At 67.1% G+C, this 17,195-nt stretch carries 12 protein-coding genes and 1 tRNA gene; 3 read left to right on the plus strand and 10 right to left on the minus strand.

Features of this window, described 5'->3' with window-relative positions; genetic code table 11:
* Window positions 1–352: 352 nt before the first annotated feature.
* From IE262_RS12535 to IE262_RS12580, 10 genes are all read right to left on the minus strand, one after another.
* Complete coding sequence (locus tag IE262_RS12535) at window positions 353–4,252, minus strand: DNA-directed RNA polymerase subunit beta' (protein WP_134040809.1); 3,900 nt, start codon at window positions 4,250–4,252, stop codon at window positions 353–355.
* A 97-nt stretch (window positions 4,253–4,349) separates the two neighbouring features.
* Window positions 4,350–7,835 (minus strand): DNA-directed RNA polymerase subunit beta, encoded by a 3,486-nt coding sequence (rpoB, locus tag IE262_RS12540; RefSeq protein WP_189873517.1) that lies wholly within the window; start codon window positions 7,833–7,835, stop codon window positions 4,350–4,352.
* A 598-nt stretch (window positions 7,836–8,433) separates the two neighbouring features.
* The gene (gene rplL / locus IE262_RS12545; RefSeq protein ID WP_134040805.1) at window positions 8,434–8,823 is read right to left on the minus strand and encodes a 50S ribosomal protein L7/L12; all 390 of its coding nucleotides are present in this window, start codon (window positions 8,821–8,823) and stop codon (window positions 8,434–8,436) included.
* A gap of 121 nt (window positions 8,824–8,944) precedes the next feature.
* The gene (rplJ, locus tag IE262_RS12550) at window positions 8,945–9,475 is read right to left on the minus strand and encodes a 50S ribosomal protein L10 (RefSeq protein ID WP_134040803.1); all 531 of its coding nucleotides are present in this window, start codon (window positions 9,473–9,475) and stop codon (window positions 8,945–8,947) included.
* Between the two features lie 318 nt (window positions 9,476–9,793).
* Window positions 9,794–10,648, minus strand: a complete 855-nt coding sequence (locus IE262_RS12555; RefSeq protein ID WP_189873519.1) for an SCO4651 family lipoprotein — start codon at window positions 10,646–10,648, stop codon at window positions 9,794–9,796.
* Between the two features lie 225 nt (window positions 10,649–10,873).
* The gene (rplA, locus tag IE262_RS12560) at window positions 10,874–11,599 is read right to left on the minus strand and encodes a 50S ribosomal protein L1 (protein ID WP_134040799.1); all 726 of its coding nucleotides are present in this window, start codon (window positions 11,597–11,599) and stop codon (window positions 10,874–10,876) included.
* Window positions 11,600–11,702: 103 nt separating this feature from the next.
* Window positions 11,703–12,137 carry a 50S ribosomal protein L11 gene (rplK, locus tag IE262_RS12565; RefSeq protein ID WP_019756559.1) on the minus strand — a complete coding sequence of 145 codons (435 nt, stop codon included), beginning with the start codon at window positions 12,135–12,137 and terminating at the stop codon, window positions 11,703–11,705.
* 201 nt (window positions 12,138–12,338) lie between these two features.
* Window positions 12,339–13,175 (minus strand): transcription termination/antitermination protein NusG, encoded by an 837-nt coding sequence (nusG, locus tag IE262_RS12570; protein WP_134040797.1) that lies wholly within the window; start codon window positions 13,173–13,175, stop codon window positions 12,339–12,341.
* A gap of 77 nt (window positions 13,176–13,252) precedes the next feature.
* Window positions 13,253–13,537, minus strand: a complete 285-nt coding sequence (gene secE, locus IE262_RS12575; protein ID WP_134040795.1) for a preprotein translocase subunit SecE — start codon at window positions 13,535–13,537, stop codon at window positions 13,253–13,255.
* Between the two features lie 109 nt (window positions 13,538–13,646).
* A tRNA-Trp gene (locus IE262_RS12580) sits at window positions 13,647–13,719 on the minus strand.
* Window positions 13,720–14,067: 348 nt separating this feature from the next.
* Here IE262_RS12580 and IE262_RS12585 point away from each other — a divergent pair.
* The 3 genes from IE262_RS12585 (at window position 14,068) to IE262_RS12595 (ending at window position 17,193) form a co-directional block, all read left to right on the plus strand.
* On the plus strand, window positions 14,068–15,294 hold the full coding sequence (locus IE262_RS12585) for a pyridoxal phosphate-dependent aminotransferase (protein ID WP_189873521.1): 1,227 nt from the start codon (window positions 14,068–14,070) through the stop codon (window positions 15,292–15,294).
* A gap of 171 nt (window positions 15,295–15,465) precedes the next feature.
* The gene (locus tag IE262_RS12590) at window positions 15,466–16,497 is read left to right on the plus strand and encodes an adenosine deaminase (protein WP_134040791.1); all 1,032 of its coding nucleotides are present in this window, start codon (window positions 15,466–15,468) and stop codon (window positions 16,495–16,497) included.
* Window positions 16,498–16,560: 63 nt separating this feature from the next.
* The gene (locus IE262_RS12595) at window positions 16,561–17,193 is read left to right on the plus strand and encodes an NAD(P)-dependent oxidoreductase (RefSeq protein ID WP_189873522.1); all 633 of its coding nucleotides are present in this window, start codon (window positions 16,561–16,563) and stop codon (window positions 17,191–17,193) included.
* Window positions 17,194–17,195: the final 2 nt, after the last annotated feature.

The raw sequence follows: 17,195 nt of genomic DNA on the forward strand, positions 1-17,195 counted from the left end.
CCCGCCGCAAGGCGAAAAGGGCGCAGATTACGGTGGCCGGTGACGGCTCGCCATGCGGTTGATGGCACACACGGGAGCCAGGGCACACCCCAGGCACAAGGTCTGAGCGTACCTACCTCATTCGCTGCGGTCAAAACAAATGGGCGCCGCCCGCATCGCCACGCGGAACATGTCAAGACCCCGTGCCGTACCTGATCTTCTCACCCACGGCCCGCGATCTTCTCTACGGCAGGTCCCGCAGGCCCAACTCCCCAGAGCCCAGCGGCACATGACGCGCCGCTGACAGCCCGCTGACACGCCGAAGGGCGGTCACCCACAGGGTGACCGCCCTTCAGTACGTCAGACGTACGCCTTACTGGTTGTACGGACCGTAGTCGTAGTCCTCCAGCGGCACGGCCTGGCCGGAGCCCGTGCCGAACGGCGAGTAGTCGATGTCGTCGTAGCCCACGGCCGAGTACATCGCGGCCTTGGCCTCCTCGGTCGGCTCGACCCGGATGTTGCGGTAGCGGGACAGACCCGTACCGGCCGGGATGAGCTTACCGATGATGACGTTCTCCTTGAGGCCGATCAGGGAGTCGGACTTGGCGTTGATCGCCGCGTCCGTGAGGACCCTGGTCGTCTCCTGGAAGGACGCCGCCGACAGCCACGACTCGGTCGCCAGCGAGGCCTTGGTGATACCCATCAGCTGCGGACGGCCGGAGGCCGGGTGGCCGCCTTCCTGGACCACACGACGGTTCTCGGTCTCGAACTTCGAGCGCTCCACGAGCTCGCCGGGCAGCAGCTCGGCGTCGCCGGACTCGATGATCGTCACACGGCGCAGCATCTGCCGGATGATGATCTCGATGTGCTTGTCGTGGATCGACACGCCCTGCGAGTTGTAGACCTTCTGGACCTCGCCGACCAGGTGGACCTGGACGGCACGCTGACCCAGGATGCGCAGCACGTCGTGCGGGTTGGTGGCACCCACGGTGAGCTGCTGGCCCACCTCGACGTGGTCGCCCTCACGGACCAGGACCTTGGCGCGCTTCGAGATCGGGTACGCCGTCTCGTCGCTGCCGTCGTCCGGGGTGACGACGAGCTTCTTGGTCTTCTCGGTCTCCTCGATCCGCACGCGGCCGGAGGCCTCGGAGATCGGGGCGACACCCTTGGGCGTACGGGCCTCGAAGAGCTCGACGACACGGGGCAGACCCTGGGTGATGTCGTCACCGGCCACACCACCGGTGTGGAAGGTACGCATCGTCAGCTGGGTACCGGGCTCACCGATGGACTGGGCGGCGATGATGCCGACCGCCTCACCGATGTCGACCAGCTTGCCGGTGGCCAGCGAGCGGCCGTAGCACATGGCGCAGGTGCCGACGGCGGACTCACAGGTCAGGACCGAGCGGGTCTTGACCGTCTCGACCCCGTACTTGACCAGCTCGTCGATGAGCACGTCACCGAGGTCGGTACCGGCCGGGGCCAGCACCCTGCCGTCGACGACGATGTCCTCGGCGAGGCAGCGCGCGTACACGGACGTCTCGACGTTCTCCGTCTTGCGCAGCACGCCGTCCGCGCCGCGCTCGGCGATCGCCAGCTTGAGGCCGCGCTCGGTGCCGCAGTCCTCCTCGCGGATGATGACGTCCTGCGAGACGTCGACCAGACGACGGGTGAGGTAACCCGAGTCGGCGGTACGCAGAGCGGTGTCCGCCAGACCCTTACGGGCACCGTGCGTGGAGATGAAGTACTCCAGCACGGACAGACCCTCACGGAACGACGCCTTGATGGGCCGCGGGATGGTCTCGTTCTTGGCGTTCGACACCAGACCGCGCATACCGGCGATCTGGCGCATCTGCATCATGTTTCCTCGGGCACCCGAGTTCACCATCATGAAGATGGGGTTGGTCTTCGGGAAGTTGTCGTTCATGGCCTCGGCGACCTCGTTGGTCGCGTTGGTCCAGATCCCGATGAGCTCCTGGGTGCGCTCGTCCTTGGTGATCAGACCGCGCTCGTACTGCTTCTGGATCTTCTCGTCCGCGGCCTCCCACTTGGCGACGATCTCCTTCTTCGCCTCGGGGACGACGACGTCGGAGATGGCCACGGTGACACCGGAACGGGTCGCCCAGTAGAAGCCGGCCGCCTTCAGGTTGTCGAGCGTCGCCGCCACGATGACCTTGGGGTAGCGCTCGGCGAGGTCGTTGACGATCTCGGAGAGCTGCTTCTTGCCGACCTCGTAGTCGACGAACGGGTAGTCCTCGGGCAGCAGTTCGTTGAAGAGCGCGCGGCCCAGCGTGGTGGTCAGCCGGAAGCTGTCACCCTGCTGCCACTCCGGCTCGCCCTCCTCCTGCGCCGGCGGGGTCCAGCCGCGCGGCGGGATGGTGCCCACCGGGAAGCGGATGTCCACGCGCGACTGCAGCGACAGCTCGCCGGCGTCGAACGCCATGATCGCCTCGGCCACGGACGAGAACGAACGCTCCTCGCCCTTGACCTCCCGCATCTCGCCGTCGGTGGTGAGGAAGAACAGACCGAGGACCATGTCCTGGGTCGGCATCGTCACCGGACGACCGTCGGCGGGCTTGAGGATGTTGTTCGAGGACAGCATCAGGATGCGGGCCTCGGCCTGCGCCTCCGCGGACAGCGGCAGGTGCACGGCCATCTGGTCACCGTCGAAGTCCGCGTTGAACGCGGTGCAGACGAGCGGGTGGATCTGGATGGCCTTGCCCTCGACCAGCTGCGGCTCGAAGGCCTGGATGCCGAGGCGGTGCAGCGTGGGCGCACGGTTCAGCAGAACCGGGTGCTCCGCGATGACCTCTTCCAGCACGTCGTACACGACCGTACGGCCGCGCTCGACCATGCGCTTGGCGCTCTTGATGTTCTGCGCGTGGTTCAGGTCCACCAGACGCTTCATCACGAACGGCTTGAACAGCTCCAGCGCCATCGCCTTGGGCAGACCGCACTGGTGCAGCTTCAGCTGCGGACCGACGACGATCACGGAACGGGCCGAGTAGTCGACGCGCTTGCCGAGCAGGTTCTGACGGAAGCGGCCCTGCTTGCCCTTCAGCATGTCGCTGAGGGACTTCAGGGGACGGTTGCCCGGGCCGGTGACCGGACGGCCGCGGCGGCCGTTGTCGAAGAGGGCGTCAACAGCCTCCTGAAGCATGCGCTTCTCGTTGTTGACGATGATCTCCGGGGCACCGAGGTCCAGGAGCCTCTTCAGACGGTTGTTGCGGTTGATGACACGGCGGTACAGGTCGTTCAGGTCGGAGGTCGCGAAGCGGCCACCGTCCAGCTGCACCATCGGACGCAGGTCCGGCGGGATGACCGGCACGCAGTCGAGCACCATGCCCTTGGGGCTGTTGCTGGTCTGCAGGAACGCGGAGACGACCTTCAGGCGCTTGAGCGCACGGGTCTTCTTCTGGCCCTTGCCGGTACGGATGATCTCGCGGAGGCGCTCGGCCTCCTCGTCCAGGTCGAAGGACTCCAGGCGCTTCTGCAGCGCCGCGGCGCCCATCGAACCGTCGAAGTACGTGCCGAAGCGGTCACGCAGCTCGCGGTAGAGGAGCTCGTCGCCCTCCAGGTCCTGGACCTTGAGGTTCTTGAACCGGGTCCACACCTCGTCGAGACGGTCGATCTCGCGCTGCGCACGGTCGCGCAGTTGCTTCATCTCACGCTCGGCGCCCTCGCGCACCTTGCGGCGCACGTCGGCCTTGGCGCCCTCGGCCTCCAGCTCGGCCAGGTCGGTTTCGAGCTTCTTGGCGCGGGCCTCCAGGTCGGCGTCCCGGCGGTTCTCGATCTGCTGCCGCTCGACGGAGACGTGCGCCTCCAGGGAGGGCAGGTCGCGCGTACGGCGCTCCTCGTCGACGTACGTGATCATGTACGCCGCGAAGTAGATGACCTTCTCCAGGTCCTTCGGAGCGAGGTCGAGCAGGTAGCCGAGGCGCGAGGGAACGCCCTTGAAGTACCAGATGTGCGTGACGGGAGCGGCCAGCTCGATGTGGCCCATCCGCTCACGGCGCACCTTGGCGCGAGTCACCTCGACACCGCAGCGCTCACAGATGATGCCCTTGAAGCGGACGCGCTTGTACTTGCCGCAGTAGCACTCCCAGTCCCGGGTCGGACCGAAGATCTTCTCGCAGAAGAGTCCGTCCTTTTCGGGCTTGAGGGTGCGGTAGTTGATGGTCTCGGGCTTCTTGACCTCGCCGTGGCTCCACTGACGGATGTCGTCAGCGGTGGCCAGGCCGATCCGGAGCTCGTCGAAGAAGTTGACGTCGAGCACTATGCGTCAATCCCTCTCAGGGTTGTAAGTCTTGGGGTCTGAAACGGGGGTCCCGGGGCCGGCGGACCCTGATCGCTCACGGTCCGCCGAAATCCCGTCAGACCTCTTCGACGCTGCTCGGCTCGCGCCGGGACAGGTCGATGCCGAGCTCCTCCGCAGCGCGGAAGACGTCCTCGTCGGTGTCACGCATCTCGATGGACATACCGTCGCTGGACAGCACCTCCACGTTCAGGCACAGGGACTGCATCTCCTTGATGAGCACCTTGAAGGACTCGGGGATGCCGGGTTCGGGGATGTTCTCGCCCTTGACGATGGCCTCGTAGACCTTCACGCGGCCGGTGACGTCGTCGGACTTGATGGTCAGCAGCTCCTGGAGGGCGTACGCGGCGCCATAGGCCTCCAGCGCCCACACCTCCATCTCGCCGAACCGCTGGCCACCGAACTGGGCCTTACCACCCAGCGGCTGCTGGGTGATCATCGAGTACGGGCCGGTCGAGCGGGCGTGCAGCTTGTCGTCGACCAGGTGGTGCAGCTTGAGGATGTACATGTACCCGACCGAGATCGGGTCCGGGAACGGCTCACCGCTACGGCCGTCGAACAGCCGCGCCTTACCGGTCGGGAGCACCATGCGCTCTCCGTCGCGGTTCGGGATGGTGTGCTGCAGCAGACCCGCGAGCTCGTCCTCACGCGCACCGTCGAAGACGGGGGTGGCGACGTTCGTGCCCGGGTCGACCCGGTCGGCCTCGATGGCCTGCAGGCGCTGCGCCCACTCCTCGCTGAGCCCGGAGACGTCCCAGCCGCGGCTGGCGAGCCAGCCGAGGTGGATCTCCAGGACCTGTCCCGGGTTCATTCGGGACGGGACACCGAGCGGGTTGAGGATGATGTCGACCGGGGTGCCGTCCTCCAGGAACGGCATGTCCTCGATCGGCAGGATCTTCGAGATGACACCCTTGTTGCCGTGGCGGCCGGCGAGCTTGTCACCGTCGGTGATCTTGCGCTTCTGCGCCACGTACACGCGCACCAGCTGGTTCACACCCGGGGGAAGCTCGTCGCCCTCCTCGCGGTCGAAGACGCGGACGCCGATGACCTTGCCGGTCTCGCCGTGCGGCACCTTCAGCGAGGTGTCACGGACCTCACGGGCCTTCTCACCGAAGATCGCGCGCAGCAGGCGCTCCTCCGGCGTCAGCTCGGTCTCACCCTTCGGGGTCACCTTGCCGACGAGGATGTCACCGGCGATGACCTCGGCACCGATACGGATGATGCCGCGCTCGTCGAGGTCGGCGAGGACCTCCTCGGAGACGTTCGGGATGTCCCGGGTGATCTCCTCGGGGCCGAGCTTGGTGTCACGGGCGTCGACCTCGTGCTCCTCGATGTGGATCGAGGAGAGGACGTCGTCCTGCACGAGGCGCTGCGACAGGATGATCGCGTCCTCGTAGTTGTGACCCTCCCACGGCATGAACGCCACGAGCAGGTTCTTGCCGAGCGCCATCTCGCCGTTCTGGGTGGCCGGGCCGTCGGCGAGGACCTGGCCCTCGATGACGCGGTCGCCCTCGTTGACGATGACCTTCTGGTTGACCGAGGTGCCCTGGTTGGACCGGGCGAACTTGGCCAGGCGGTACGTGATGTACGTGCCGTCGTCGTTGGCCGTGGTGATGTAGTCCGCGGAGACCTCCTGGACCACACCGGCCTTCTCGGCCTTGACGACGTCGCCGGCGTCGACGGCGGAGCGGTACTCCATGCCGGTGCCGACGAGCGGGGACTCGGACTTGATGAGCGGCACGGCCTGACGCATCATGTTCGCGCCCATGAGGGCACGGTTGGCGTCGTCGTGCTCCAGGAACGGGATCATGGCGGTCGCGACCGACACCATCTGGCGCGGCGAGACGTCCATGTAGTCGACGTCCTCGGGGCTGACGTAGTCGACCTCACCGCCACGGCGGCGCACCAGGACACGCGCCTCGGCGAAGCGGAGCTCGTCCGTCAGCGTGGCGTTGGCCTGCGCGATGACGAACCGGTCCTCTTCGTCGGCCGTGAGGTAGTCGACCTCGTCGGTGACCTGACCGTCGTTGACCTTGCGGTACGGGGTCTCGACGAAACCGAACGCGTTGACCCGGCCGTACGAGGCCAGCGAGCCGATCAGACCGATGTTAGGGCCTTCAGGGGTCTCGATCGGGCACATGCGGCCGTAGTGCGACGGGTGCACGTCACGGACCTCGAAGCCGGCCCGCTCACGGGAGAGACCACCCGGACCAAGGGCCGACAGACGGCGCTTGTGGGTGAGACCCGACAGCGGGTTGTTCTGGTCCATGAACTGCGACAGCTGGCTGGTGCCGAAGAACTCCTTGATGGAGGCGACGACCGGCCGGATGTTGATCAGCGTCTGCGGCGTGATCGCCTCGACGTCCTGCGTGGTCATGCGCTCACGGACGACTCGCTCCATACGCGCCAGACCCGTGCGGACCTGGTTCTGGATGAGCTCGCCGACGTTACGCAGACGGCGGTTGCCGAAGTGGTCGATGTCGTCGGTCTCGACGACGATCTGCGTGCCGTTGTCGCCGACCGTCTCGATCTCGCCCGCGTGCAGCTTCACCAGGTACTTGATCGTCGAGATGACGTCCTCGACGGTCAGGACACCCGCGTCGAGCGGAGCGTCCGAACCCAGCTTCTTGTTGACCTTGTAGCGGCCGACCTTGGCGAGGTCGTAACGCTTGGGGTTGAAGTACAGGTTCTCCAGCAGCGTCTGCGCGGCCTCACGCGTGGGGGGCTCGCCCGGACGCAGCTTGCGGTAGATGTCGAGCAGCGCGTCGTCCTGGCCCTGGGTGTGGTCCTTCTCCAGGGTGGCGCGCATGGACTCGTAGTCGCCGAACTCTTCGAGGATCTGCTCGGTGGTCCAGCCGAGCGCCTTGAGGAGGACGGTCACGGACTGCTTGCGCTTGCGGTCGATGCGGACACCGACCATGTCGCGCTTGTCGATCTCCATCTCCAGCCAGGCACCCCGGGACGGGATGATCTTGGCGGAGAAGATGTCCTTGTCGGACGTCTTGTCGATCGAGGAGTCGAAGTAGACACCGGGCGAACGGACCAGCTGCGACACCACGACACGCTCGGTGCCGTTGATGACGAACGTGCCCTTGTTCGTCATGAGCGGGAAGTCGCCCATGAAGACGGTCTGGGACTTGATCTCGCCGGTCTCGTTGTTGGTGAACTCGGCCGTGACGAAGAGGGGCGCGGCGTAGGTGAAGTCGCGCTCCTTGCACTCGTCGATGGAGTTCTTCGGCGGCTCGAAGCGGTGGTCGCGGAATGTCAGCGACATCGACCCGGAGAAGTCCTCGATCGGGGAGATCTCCTCGAAGATCTCCTCCAGACCGGACTTGGTGGGGACGTCCTGACCGGACTCCAGAGCCTCCTCGACCCGACTCTGCCAGGCGGTGTTGCCGAGCAGCCAGTCGAAGCTCTCGGTCTGCAGCGCGAGCAGGTTGGGAACCTCAAGAGGCTCCTTGATCTTTGCAAAGGAGATGCGCAGCGGGGCGGTGCTGGCGCCGTTGTTCATATTCGCGTTCGAGGCAGTGCGCGAGGCGGCCAAGAGGGGGTCCTTCCGAGGGCTCGGACTCACTACGCGCGTACCGGCCCCCTCGACCGGACACAGAGATGGAAAGCCCCAGGTGGGGGACGCTTCAATCGTCGGTGTCGGGCGAGGGCATGTTCCTGGTGACGGGCAGGAAGCAGCTAACAGGCAGCGCAAAGGGTCAGTGTAGCCACTTGGCTCACTGATGTCCAGTGCGGGTTTGCGGACCCTCGAAAACCCTCGTTGTTCGTCAACACCTGCGACAAGCCACGCCCTCGATGCACATCGATACTTCCCTCTTCGTCGTCGATCCATGCCTCGGATGCGGATCGTTGTGACGACGCGTCCTGAGAATTGCGCGCTGCGTGCAGTTCGTCAAGGCCCCCAAGCCCGACCCGGGTGCCGCGATCGTCACTCGCAGCCGGTCACCGGGGTGCCCGGAGGCACAACGAAGATCACCATACTCGTCGGAACCCACAGTGCAAGGCAGCCGTCCGACAACGTCCGGAACGCCGAAGGGCGACCACCCACTTGGGTGATCGCCCTTCGGTGCGTCTGCGTTACAGCCCCACGGAGGAACTGCGCGGCGTCGGGATCCGTACGGACCCCTGAGGTCTTACTTGACCTCGACGGAGGCGCCGGCGCCCTTGAGGGACTCGGCGGCCTTCTCGGCGGCGTCCTTGGCGACCTTCTCCAGGACGGGCTTCGGGGCGCCGTCCACGAGGTCCTTGGCCTCCTTCAGACCCAGCGAGGTCAGCTCACGCACGACCTTGATGACCTGGATCTTCTTGTCGCCGGCGCCGGTGAGGATGACGTCGAACTCGTCCTTCTCCTCCTCGGCGGGGGCGGCGGCGCCACCGGCGGCACCACCGGCGACGACGACCGGCGCGGCAGCGGCGGCGGTGACGTCGAACTTCTCCTCGAACGCCTTCACGAACTCGGAAAGCTGGATGAGGGTCATGTTCTCGAACTCGGCGAGCAGTTCTTCCTGGGTGAGAGCCACGATGGCTTTCCTTCCACTAATTCGGCTGGTGCCGGATGTACATGTCTGGCGGGCGTACGTTCGGCCCGCTACGACCGTTGCCCGGAGGGGGTTGCCTCAGGCGGCGGTCATTTCGCGAGCCGAGTTACTCGGCACCGCCCTGCTCGTCCTGCTTGGCGCGCAGCGCGTCCACGGTGCGGACGAGCTTCGACGGCAGCGCCTGGAAGACAGAGGCAGCCTGGGACTGCTTGCCCTTCAGAGCACCGGCCAGCTTGGAGAGCAGAACCTCGCGGGACTCAAGGTCCGCAAGCTTCTTGATCTCGTCGGCGGACAGCGCCTTGCCGTCAAGGACACCGCCCTTGATGACGAGGTTCGGGTTGTCCTTGGCGAAGTCACGAAGACCCTTCGCCGACTCCACCGGGTCACCGGTGACGAAGGCGACCGCCGTCGGACCGTTGAACAGGTCGTCGAGCGTCGTGATCCCGGCCTCGTTGGCCGCAATCTTGGTCAGCGTGTTCTTCACCACGGCGTACTGGGCGTTCTCACCGAGCGACCGGCGCAGCGTCTTGAGCTGCGCCACGGTGAGACCCCGGTACTCGGTCAGCACGGCGGCGTTCGAGCTGCGGAACTGCTCCGTCAGCTCGGCTACCGCGGCAGCCTTGTCGGGCCTTGCCATAGAGCGTCGGCCTCCTTCCGGGTGTTGAGGACCGCTCGGAAGGGGCCGGCATAAACGAAACGCCCCGGCGCAGGCGCACGGGGCGTAGCTCGACCGGACGAATCCCGTCTGCAAACGGAACCGGTCCAGGAGCACTTCCACAGTCACCTGCGCGGGTCGTCCGCAGTTCAGCGGATCCTTCGGCCACCGGGCCCTCTCACGAGCGCCACGGCAACGACCAGCGGTCTTTGGCTTCTGGGTGAGCGTAGATGACACGGGGCGTGTCAAGCAAATCCGTTCGGCCGCGCCCCCGTGGACGGGGCGCGGCCGGGGCGGACGTCAGCCCTGCTGGGCCGCCTCCATCATCTCGGCGAGGTCCATCGTGTCCTTGGCCGGCGGGGCCTCCACGGTCACCGGCTTGTTGTAGTCGAGGAACGTGATGGTCATGTCGAGCGGGCCCTTGTCGGCGTCGCCCTTCATGCGGAACTGCTTGGTGTGGTCCTCGTCGTCGATCCACATGTGCATCGTGAGGCTGTCGAGGCCCATGTCCTCGTACTGCTCGATGGCCTTCTCACGCTGCTCGCGGGTGGCCTTGTCCTCGCCCTTGAGGGACTTGCGGAACTGGTCGAGGGTGACCGTGCCCTGGTAGTGGGTGGTCTCGACACCGTCGATGGTCTCGGTGCCGACCTCCTTCACGTCCTTGGAGCCGGTGAGGAGGGTGGACTCCTGGGCCGGGTTCTTGTCGGCCGTGGCGCCCAGGGACTCGCCGCCGAGGGCACCGGCGTCCTTCCCGAGCGCGTCCATGTCGAACTTGATCCAGCGCTTTCCGTCCATCTCCTTCGCGGCCTCGGCGCCTCCGTCGAGGTACATGGCCTTGTCGACGAGCCTGATCTCGACCTCGTTGGCCTCGGCCTGGTCGAGCGCCGTCATCTTCATGCTCATGGCAACAGTGGGCTTCATGCTCATCTGCGCCTCGGCCTCGATGCGCCCCTCTTCCGGGACCTCGCCCGTCATCCGGTAGCTCAGGGACGTGATGTCCTCAACGTTCTTCGCCGCCTTCGCCACGGCCGCCGCGGGCGTCATCTTCGGCGACTCCTCCTTCGCGGAGTCACTCCCGGTTTCCGTCCCGCAGGCGACCGCTCCGCCGCTGAGCAGCAGGGCGGCGAGCGCCGCGCCGGTTACCTTCCGACGCATGGATCCGTACACAGAAATCCCCATGAGTCCCCCCAAGGAACGCTTGATCGATTCATAGCAAGACCGAGAGCGTATACCAGGCGGATTCCCGTGTCCCCCGGACTTTCCCCGGCTCTGTGTGGCTCACCTCACGCGCCCGGCAAGGGACGAGCCCCGCACCTCGAAAGGTTGCGGGGCTCGCTGACCGGATCGCGTGCGAACCGGCTACCGAAAGGAGCGCAGGGCTCAGACGGCGGCCGGGTCCTCCTCGACGAGGAGGTTGCGGGTGCGGTTGGGGTCGACCGGGATGCCGGGGCCCATCGTGGTGGTGATGGCGGCCTTCTTGATGTAGCGGCCCTTGGCGGCGGACGGCTTCAGACGGAGGATCTCCTCCAGCGCCGCGCCGTAGTTCTCCACCAGCTTGCTGTCGTCGAACGACGTCTTGCCGATGATGAAGTGCAGGTTCGAGTGCTTGTCGACGCGGAACTCGATCTTGCCGCCCTTGATGTCGTTGACGGCCTTGGTGACGTCCGGGGTCACGGTGCCGGTCTTGGGGTTCGGCATCAGACCACGGGGACCGAGCACGCGGCCGAGGCGGCCGACCTTGCCCATGAGGTCCGGGGTGGCGACGACGGCGTCGAAGTCCAGACGGCCCTTCGCCACCTCGTCGATCAGCTCGTCGGAGCCGACGATGTCGGCGCCCGCGGCGCGTGCGGCCTCGGCACGGTCACCGGTCGCGAAGACCAGGACCCGGGCGGTCTTACCGGTGCCGTGCGGGAGGTTCACGGTGCCACGGACCATCTGGTCGGCCTTGCGCGGGTCGACACCCAGACGGAAGGCGACCTCGACGGTGCCGTCGAACTTGGTCGTGGAGGTCTCCTTGGCGAGGCGGACGGCTTCGAGCGGGGCGTACAGCTTCTCCCGGTCGATCTTGATGTCCGCAGCGCGGAGAGCCTTGCTGCGCTTGCTCACAACTGCTCCTGTGTGTTCTGAGAGGAGTCGTGGTACGGGCCGAGCAGGCCCTGCCACGTGCGGCTGCCCGTTCGGCAGCTGCATGGTTCAACGAAGGTGGGGTTCAGCCCTCGACCGTGACGCCCATGGAACGCGCGGTACCGGCGATGATCTTCGCGGCGGCGTCCAGGTCGTTGGCGTTGAGGTCGGGCAGCTTGGTCTGGGCGATCTCGCGGACCTGCGCCTCGGTGATCTTGGCGACCTTGGTCTTGTGCGGCTCGCCGGAGCCCTTCTCCACGCCCGCGGCCTTGAGGATCATCTTGGCGGCCGGCGGCGTCTTGGTGATGAAGGTGAAGGAACGGTCCTCGTAGACCGTGATCTCCACCGGGATGACCCACCCGCGCTGCGACTCCGTCGCGGCGTTGTAGGCCTTGCAGAACTCCATGATGTTGACGCCGTGCTGACCCAGCGCCGGGCCGACCGGCGGGGCCGGGTTCGCGGCACCGGCCTGGATCTGGAGCTTGATAAGCCCCGTGACCTTCTTCTTCTTGGGAGGCATTGCTCTCCGGGTCCTTTCGATTCGAGTGCGCCTCCGCCCGGGTCGCGTCCCGGATGAAGGCATACCGCGCAACGATAACGGGTACAGATGCGCGGCCAAAAACCGCGCAGGTCAGACCGGCCACGAGGGCCTGCCTGACCTGCGCGAAGCGACAAGTCCAGAAGTGCCGCAGTTCCCAAGGCCGGAGTTCCGGCCGTGGAACTAGTTCTTCTGGATCTGGTCGAAGCTGAGCTCGACCGGCGTCTCGCGGCCGAAGATCTCGACGAGGCCCTTGACCTTCTTCGAGTCGGGGTTGATCTCGTTGATGGTCGCCTGGAGCGTGGCGAACGGGCCGTCGGTGACGGTGACCGAGTCGCCGACCTCGAAGTCCAGCACCTGGACCTCGACCTTGCGGGCCGGAGCCGGCTTGCCCTCGGCCTCGGCGGCCTCACGGGCGGCCTTCTCCTCGGCCTCCGGGGCGAGCATCTTGACGATCTCGTCGAGCGTCAGCGGGTAAGGGTCGTAGGCGTTGCCCACGAAGCCGGTGACGCCGGGCGTGTTGCGGACGACGCCCCAGGACTCGTTCGTCAGGTCCATGCGCACCAGGACGTAGCCGGGGAGCTTGTTCTGACGGATGGTCTTGCGGTCGCCGTTCTTGATCTGGACGACCTCCTCCTGCGGCACCTCGGCCTGGAAGATGTAGTCCTCGACGTTCAGCGAGACGGCGCGCTGCTCCAGGTTGGTCTTCACGCGGTTCTCGTAGCCGGCGTACGTGTGGATGACGTACCACTCGCCGGGCAGCGTCCGCAGTTCCTCGCGCAGCGCGGCGACGGGGTCGACGGGCTCGGCCTCCTCCTCGGCGGCCTCACTCTCGCCCTCGTCACCCTCGTCGTCCTCGATGTGCACGGCGGCTTCCTCGGCCGGCTTCCCCGCCTCGGCTTCGGCAGCCTCGTGCTCGTCGACCTCGTCCGCTCCCCTGACGATGTCGAGCTCGTCGTCCACGGACTCGACACCTTCCCCACGAGGCTCGACGGCGTCGTTCACGTTCGGGTCAGACACGGTGGCTGCTTCTTCCTGGATTCATGGCGGTGGAACACGCGAAAGGGGCGCCGGGTACGGCGCCCTTCGCTTTCGGCTCAGCCGAAGACGTACTTGGCGGCCTTGTCGAGTCCGAAGTCAATCACAGTCACCAGACCGATCATGATGACGACGAAGACGATCACCACGGTCGTGTACGTCGTCAGCTGAGAGCGGGTCGGCCAGACGACCTTGCGGAGTTCCGCGACGATCTGGCGGTAGAACAGCGCAAGGCGCTTGAAGGGGCCCTTCTTGGCGCGCTTGCCGCCCCTGCGGGTCTTCTTGGACTCCGGCGCCTCGTCCTGGGCATCAGGCATGTCGATGGAGCCCACGGCGTCCGTCACTCGTCCTCACCTGATTCCGGGTCGTGGCCGTGCCGCGCCCGGTCTGAGCCGCACGGCGGTGCATTGCTGTACGTACATGCGCACACTTCCTGGCGTAAGGAGTGTGTTGCAGGGCCGGAGGGACTTGAACCCCCAACCGCTGGTTTTGGAGACCAGTGCTCTACCAATTGAGCTACGACCCTTTGGTTCCCCCCAAACGTACCGCATCCGCCCGAGTGCTCGGTGTGCACCGGGTGAGCGCGGCCCGCAGAGGCCAACGAGGTGTGAGTGTACGTGCTCGCGGGCCGGTCGTCGAACGGAAAGTGCCTGTGGATGCTTTCCCGGCGGAAGATCGGCGGTGGATCGCCCGGATAACGACCATGCCGCAGCCGAGCTCCGGACAATTGTTCGCATCCCGTCGGCCAGTCGGTTGCCGCCTGCCACGGCACCGGGGTCACCTCCGCTCCGGCAAGTGGCTTGGAGACAGGCTGAGTCGGCCGGCAAGTGAAACCGGCGTGCCGCGGGCGTTTCGTGTCTGAAACGATGGGGTCATGAGCGCTGCTACCTCTCCCACCGAGCGCCGGGTCTCCGCCCGAGTCGGCGCGATCTCCGAGTCCGCCACCCTCGCCGTGGACGCCAAGGCCAAGGCCCTCAAGGCCGCCGGGCGTCCGGTGATCGGCTTCGGCGCCGGCGAGCCCGACTTCCCGACCCCGGACTACATCGTCGAGGCGGCCGTCGAGGCCTGCAAGAACCCGAAGTACCACCGCTACACGCCTGCGGGCGGTCTGCCCGAGCTGAAGGCCGCGATCGCCGCGAAGACGCTGCGGGACTCGGGTTACGAGGTGGACCCCTCTCAGATCCTGGTCACCAACGGCGGCAAGCAGGCCATCTACGAGGCCTTCGCCGCGATCCTCGACCCAGGTGACGAGGTCATCGTCCCGGCGCCGTACTGGACGACGTACCCGGAGTCGATCCGTCTCGCCGGCGGCGTCCCGGTCGAGGTCGTCGCGGACGAGACCACGGGCTATCGGGTCTCGGTCGAGCAGCTGGAGGCGGCACGCACGGAGAAGACCAAGGTCGTCCTCTTCGTGTCGCCGTCCAACCCGACCGGCTCCGTGTACAGCGAGGCCGAGACCGAGGCGATCGGCCGCTGGGCCGTCGAGCACGGCCTGTGGGTGCTCACGGACGAGATCTACGAGCACCTCGTCTACGGCGACGCGGTCTCCGTGTCGCTCCCCGCGATCGTGCCGGAGCTGCGCGACAAGTGCATCGTGGTCAACGGCGTCGCCAAGACGTACGCCATGACGGGCTGGCGCGTGGGCTGGGTCATCGGCCCGAAGGACGTCGTCAAGGCCGCGACCAACCTTCAGTCGCACGCCACGTCCAACGTCTCGAACGTCGCCCAGGTGGCCGCGCTCGCCGCCGTCTCGGGCGACCTGACGGCCGTCGCCGAGATGCGCGAGGCCTTCGACCGCCGTCGCCGGACCATCGTGCGGATGCTCAACGAGATCGACGGCGTGCTCTGCCCGGAGCCCGAGGGCGCCTTCTACGCGTACCCCTCCGTGAAGGGCCTCATCGGCAAGGAGATCCGCGGCAGGCGCCCGCAGAACACCGTCGAGCTGGCCGCGCTCATCCTGGAGGAGGCAGAGGTCGCGGTCGTCCCGGGCGAGGCGTTCGGCACGCCGGGATACCTGCGGCTGTCGTACGCGCTGGGTGACGAGGATCTCGTCGAGGGCGTGAGCCGCATCCAGAAGCTGCTGGCCGAGGCGAGGGACTGACGTTTTCGTACGTCTTAGGGACGTCGTTTTCGTTTTTCGCGCTCTACGCGCGCGGGGCGCCAACTACTCACGTGAGTAGTTGGCGCCCCTTTCTTCGTCTTCGTGTGCGAGCAAGACCACGATCGGGGAAAGCGCTACCGATGCGGCGGCGACGTACGGCACGATCCTTGAATGGAGCACGTACGTGATGTCTCTGAGCTGCCCAAGGCTCATCTGCACCTGCACTTCACCGGGTCGATGCGGCCCGGAACCGTCCTGGAACTCGCCGACAAGTACGGCGTGCGGCTGCCCGAGGCCCTGACCGGAGCGCTGACGAGTGGGGAGCCGCCGAAGCTGCGGGCGACGGACGAGCGGGGCTGGTTCCGCTTCCAGCGGCTGTACGACGCGGCGCGGTCCTGCCTCAGAGAGCCCGAGGACATCCAGCGGCTGGTGCGCGAGGCCGCCGAGGAGGACGTCAGGGACGGCTCCGGCTGGCTGGAGATCCAGGTCGACCCCACGTCGTACGCGCCCCGGCTGGGCGGGCTCATCCCGGCCCTGGAGATCATCCTGGACGCGGTGGACACGACCGTGCGGGAGACCGGTCTCGGGATGCGTGTCCTCGTCGCCGCGAACCGTATGAAGCACCCGCTGGACGCGCGCACCCTGGCGCGGCTGGCCGTGCGCTACAGGGACCGCGGCATCGTCGGCTTCGGCCTGTCCAACGACGAGCGGCGGGGCATGGCGCGGGACTTCGACCGGGCGTTCGCGATCGCACGGGACGGCGGGCTGCTGTCGGCGCCGCACGGCGGTGAGCTGACCGGCCCGTCGTCGGTCCGGGACTGCCTGGACGACCTGCACGCCTCCCGGGTCGGGCACGGGGTGCGCGCGGCGGAGGACCCGCGGCTGCTGAGGCGTCTCGCCGAGAGGGGGATCACCTGTGAGGTGTGCCCGGCCTCCAACGTCGCGCTCGGCGTCTACGAGAAGCACGAGGACGTCCCCCTGAGGACGCTGTTCGAGGCCGGGGTCCCGATGGCGCTCGGCGCGGACGACCCCCTGTTGTTCGGTTCACGGCTCGCGGCCCAGTACGAGATCGCCCGCCGCCACCACGGTTTCACGGACGCCGAACTGGCCGAGCTGGCCCGCCAGTCGGTACGGGGCTCTGCGGCCCCGGACGACGTCAAAGCGAAGCTGCTGTCGGGGGTGGACGACTGGCTCGCCGCGTGAGGCCTGCGCGGCCATGGCGGCACTCTGGAGGTGAGTGAACACTTACCCACCCGCGGAGGGCACATGAAGCTCACGGTGTTCGGCGCTACGGGCGGCGTCGGTCAGGAGGTGGTCCGCCAGGCGCTTTCCGCGGGCCACCAGGTCACAGCGGTGGTACGGGACCCGGCCCGGCTCACGGTGACGGGCTCCGGCCTGGAGGTGGTGCGCGCGGACTTCACGGCTCCGGAGACGTTGCGGCCCATGGTGGCGGGCAGGGACGCGGTGCTGTCCGGTCTCGGCGCCCGGTCGCGCAAGGAGGCCGGGGTAGCGTCCCGGCTGACACGCGCCGTCCTGCGGGCCATGGAGGCCGAGGGCGTACGCCGGATCGTGGTGGTGAGCGCGTTCCCGCTCGCCGAGCCGTCGCCGGGCGCCCCGCTCCTCGACCGCGCCGTGCGCTCGGTGCTGTGGACGGTCCTGAAGGACGTCTACGAGGACCTGCGGGAGACGGAGGGCGAGCTGGCCCGCAGTGCCGCTGACTGGACGGCGGTACGCCCGCCCCGGCTGACGAACGGCCCTCTGACCGGCACCTATCGCACGGTCATCGGCGGGAACCCGCCCAAGGGCAGGACTCTCTCCCGTGCGGACGTGGCCCACGCGATGCTGACGGCGACCGCCGACCCGGCGACGGTGAGGCAGCCGGTCGGGGTGGCCTACTAGGT

This window comes from Streptomyces bluensis, assembly GCF_014650715.1.
GTDB lineage: Bacteria > Actinomycetota > Actinomycetes > Streptomycetales > Streptomycetaceae > Streptomyces > Streptomyces bluensis.

Bases quoted from the DNA above. Each gene is read 5' to 3' on its own strand.
- IE262_RS12585 (WP_189873521.1), top strand. From the start codon at position 14,068: ATGAGCGCTGCTACCTCTCCCACCGAGCGCCGGGTCTCCGCCCGAGTC.
- rplK (WP_019756559.1), bottom strand. From the start codon at position 12,137: ATGCCTCCCAAGAAGAAGAAGGTCACGGGGCTTATCAAGCTCCAGATC.
- IE262_RS12590 (WP_134040791.1), top strand. From the start codon at position 15,466: ATGGAGCACGTACGTGATGTCTCTGAGCTGCCCAAGGCTCATCTGCAC.
- IE262_RS12555 (WP_189873519.1), bottom strand. From the start codon at position 10,648: ATGCGTCGGAAGGTAACCGGCGCGGCGCTCGCCGCCCTGCTGCTCAGC.
- rplJ (WP_134040803.1), bottom strand. From the start codon at position 9,475: ATGGCAAGGCCCGACAAGGCTGCCGCGGTAGCCGAGCTGACGGAGCAG.
- IE262_RS12595 (WP_189873522.1), top strand. From the start codon at position 16,561: ATGAAGCTCACGGTGTTCGGCGCTACGGGCGGCGTCGGTCAGGAGGTG.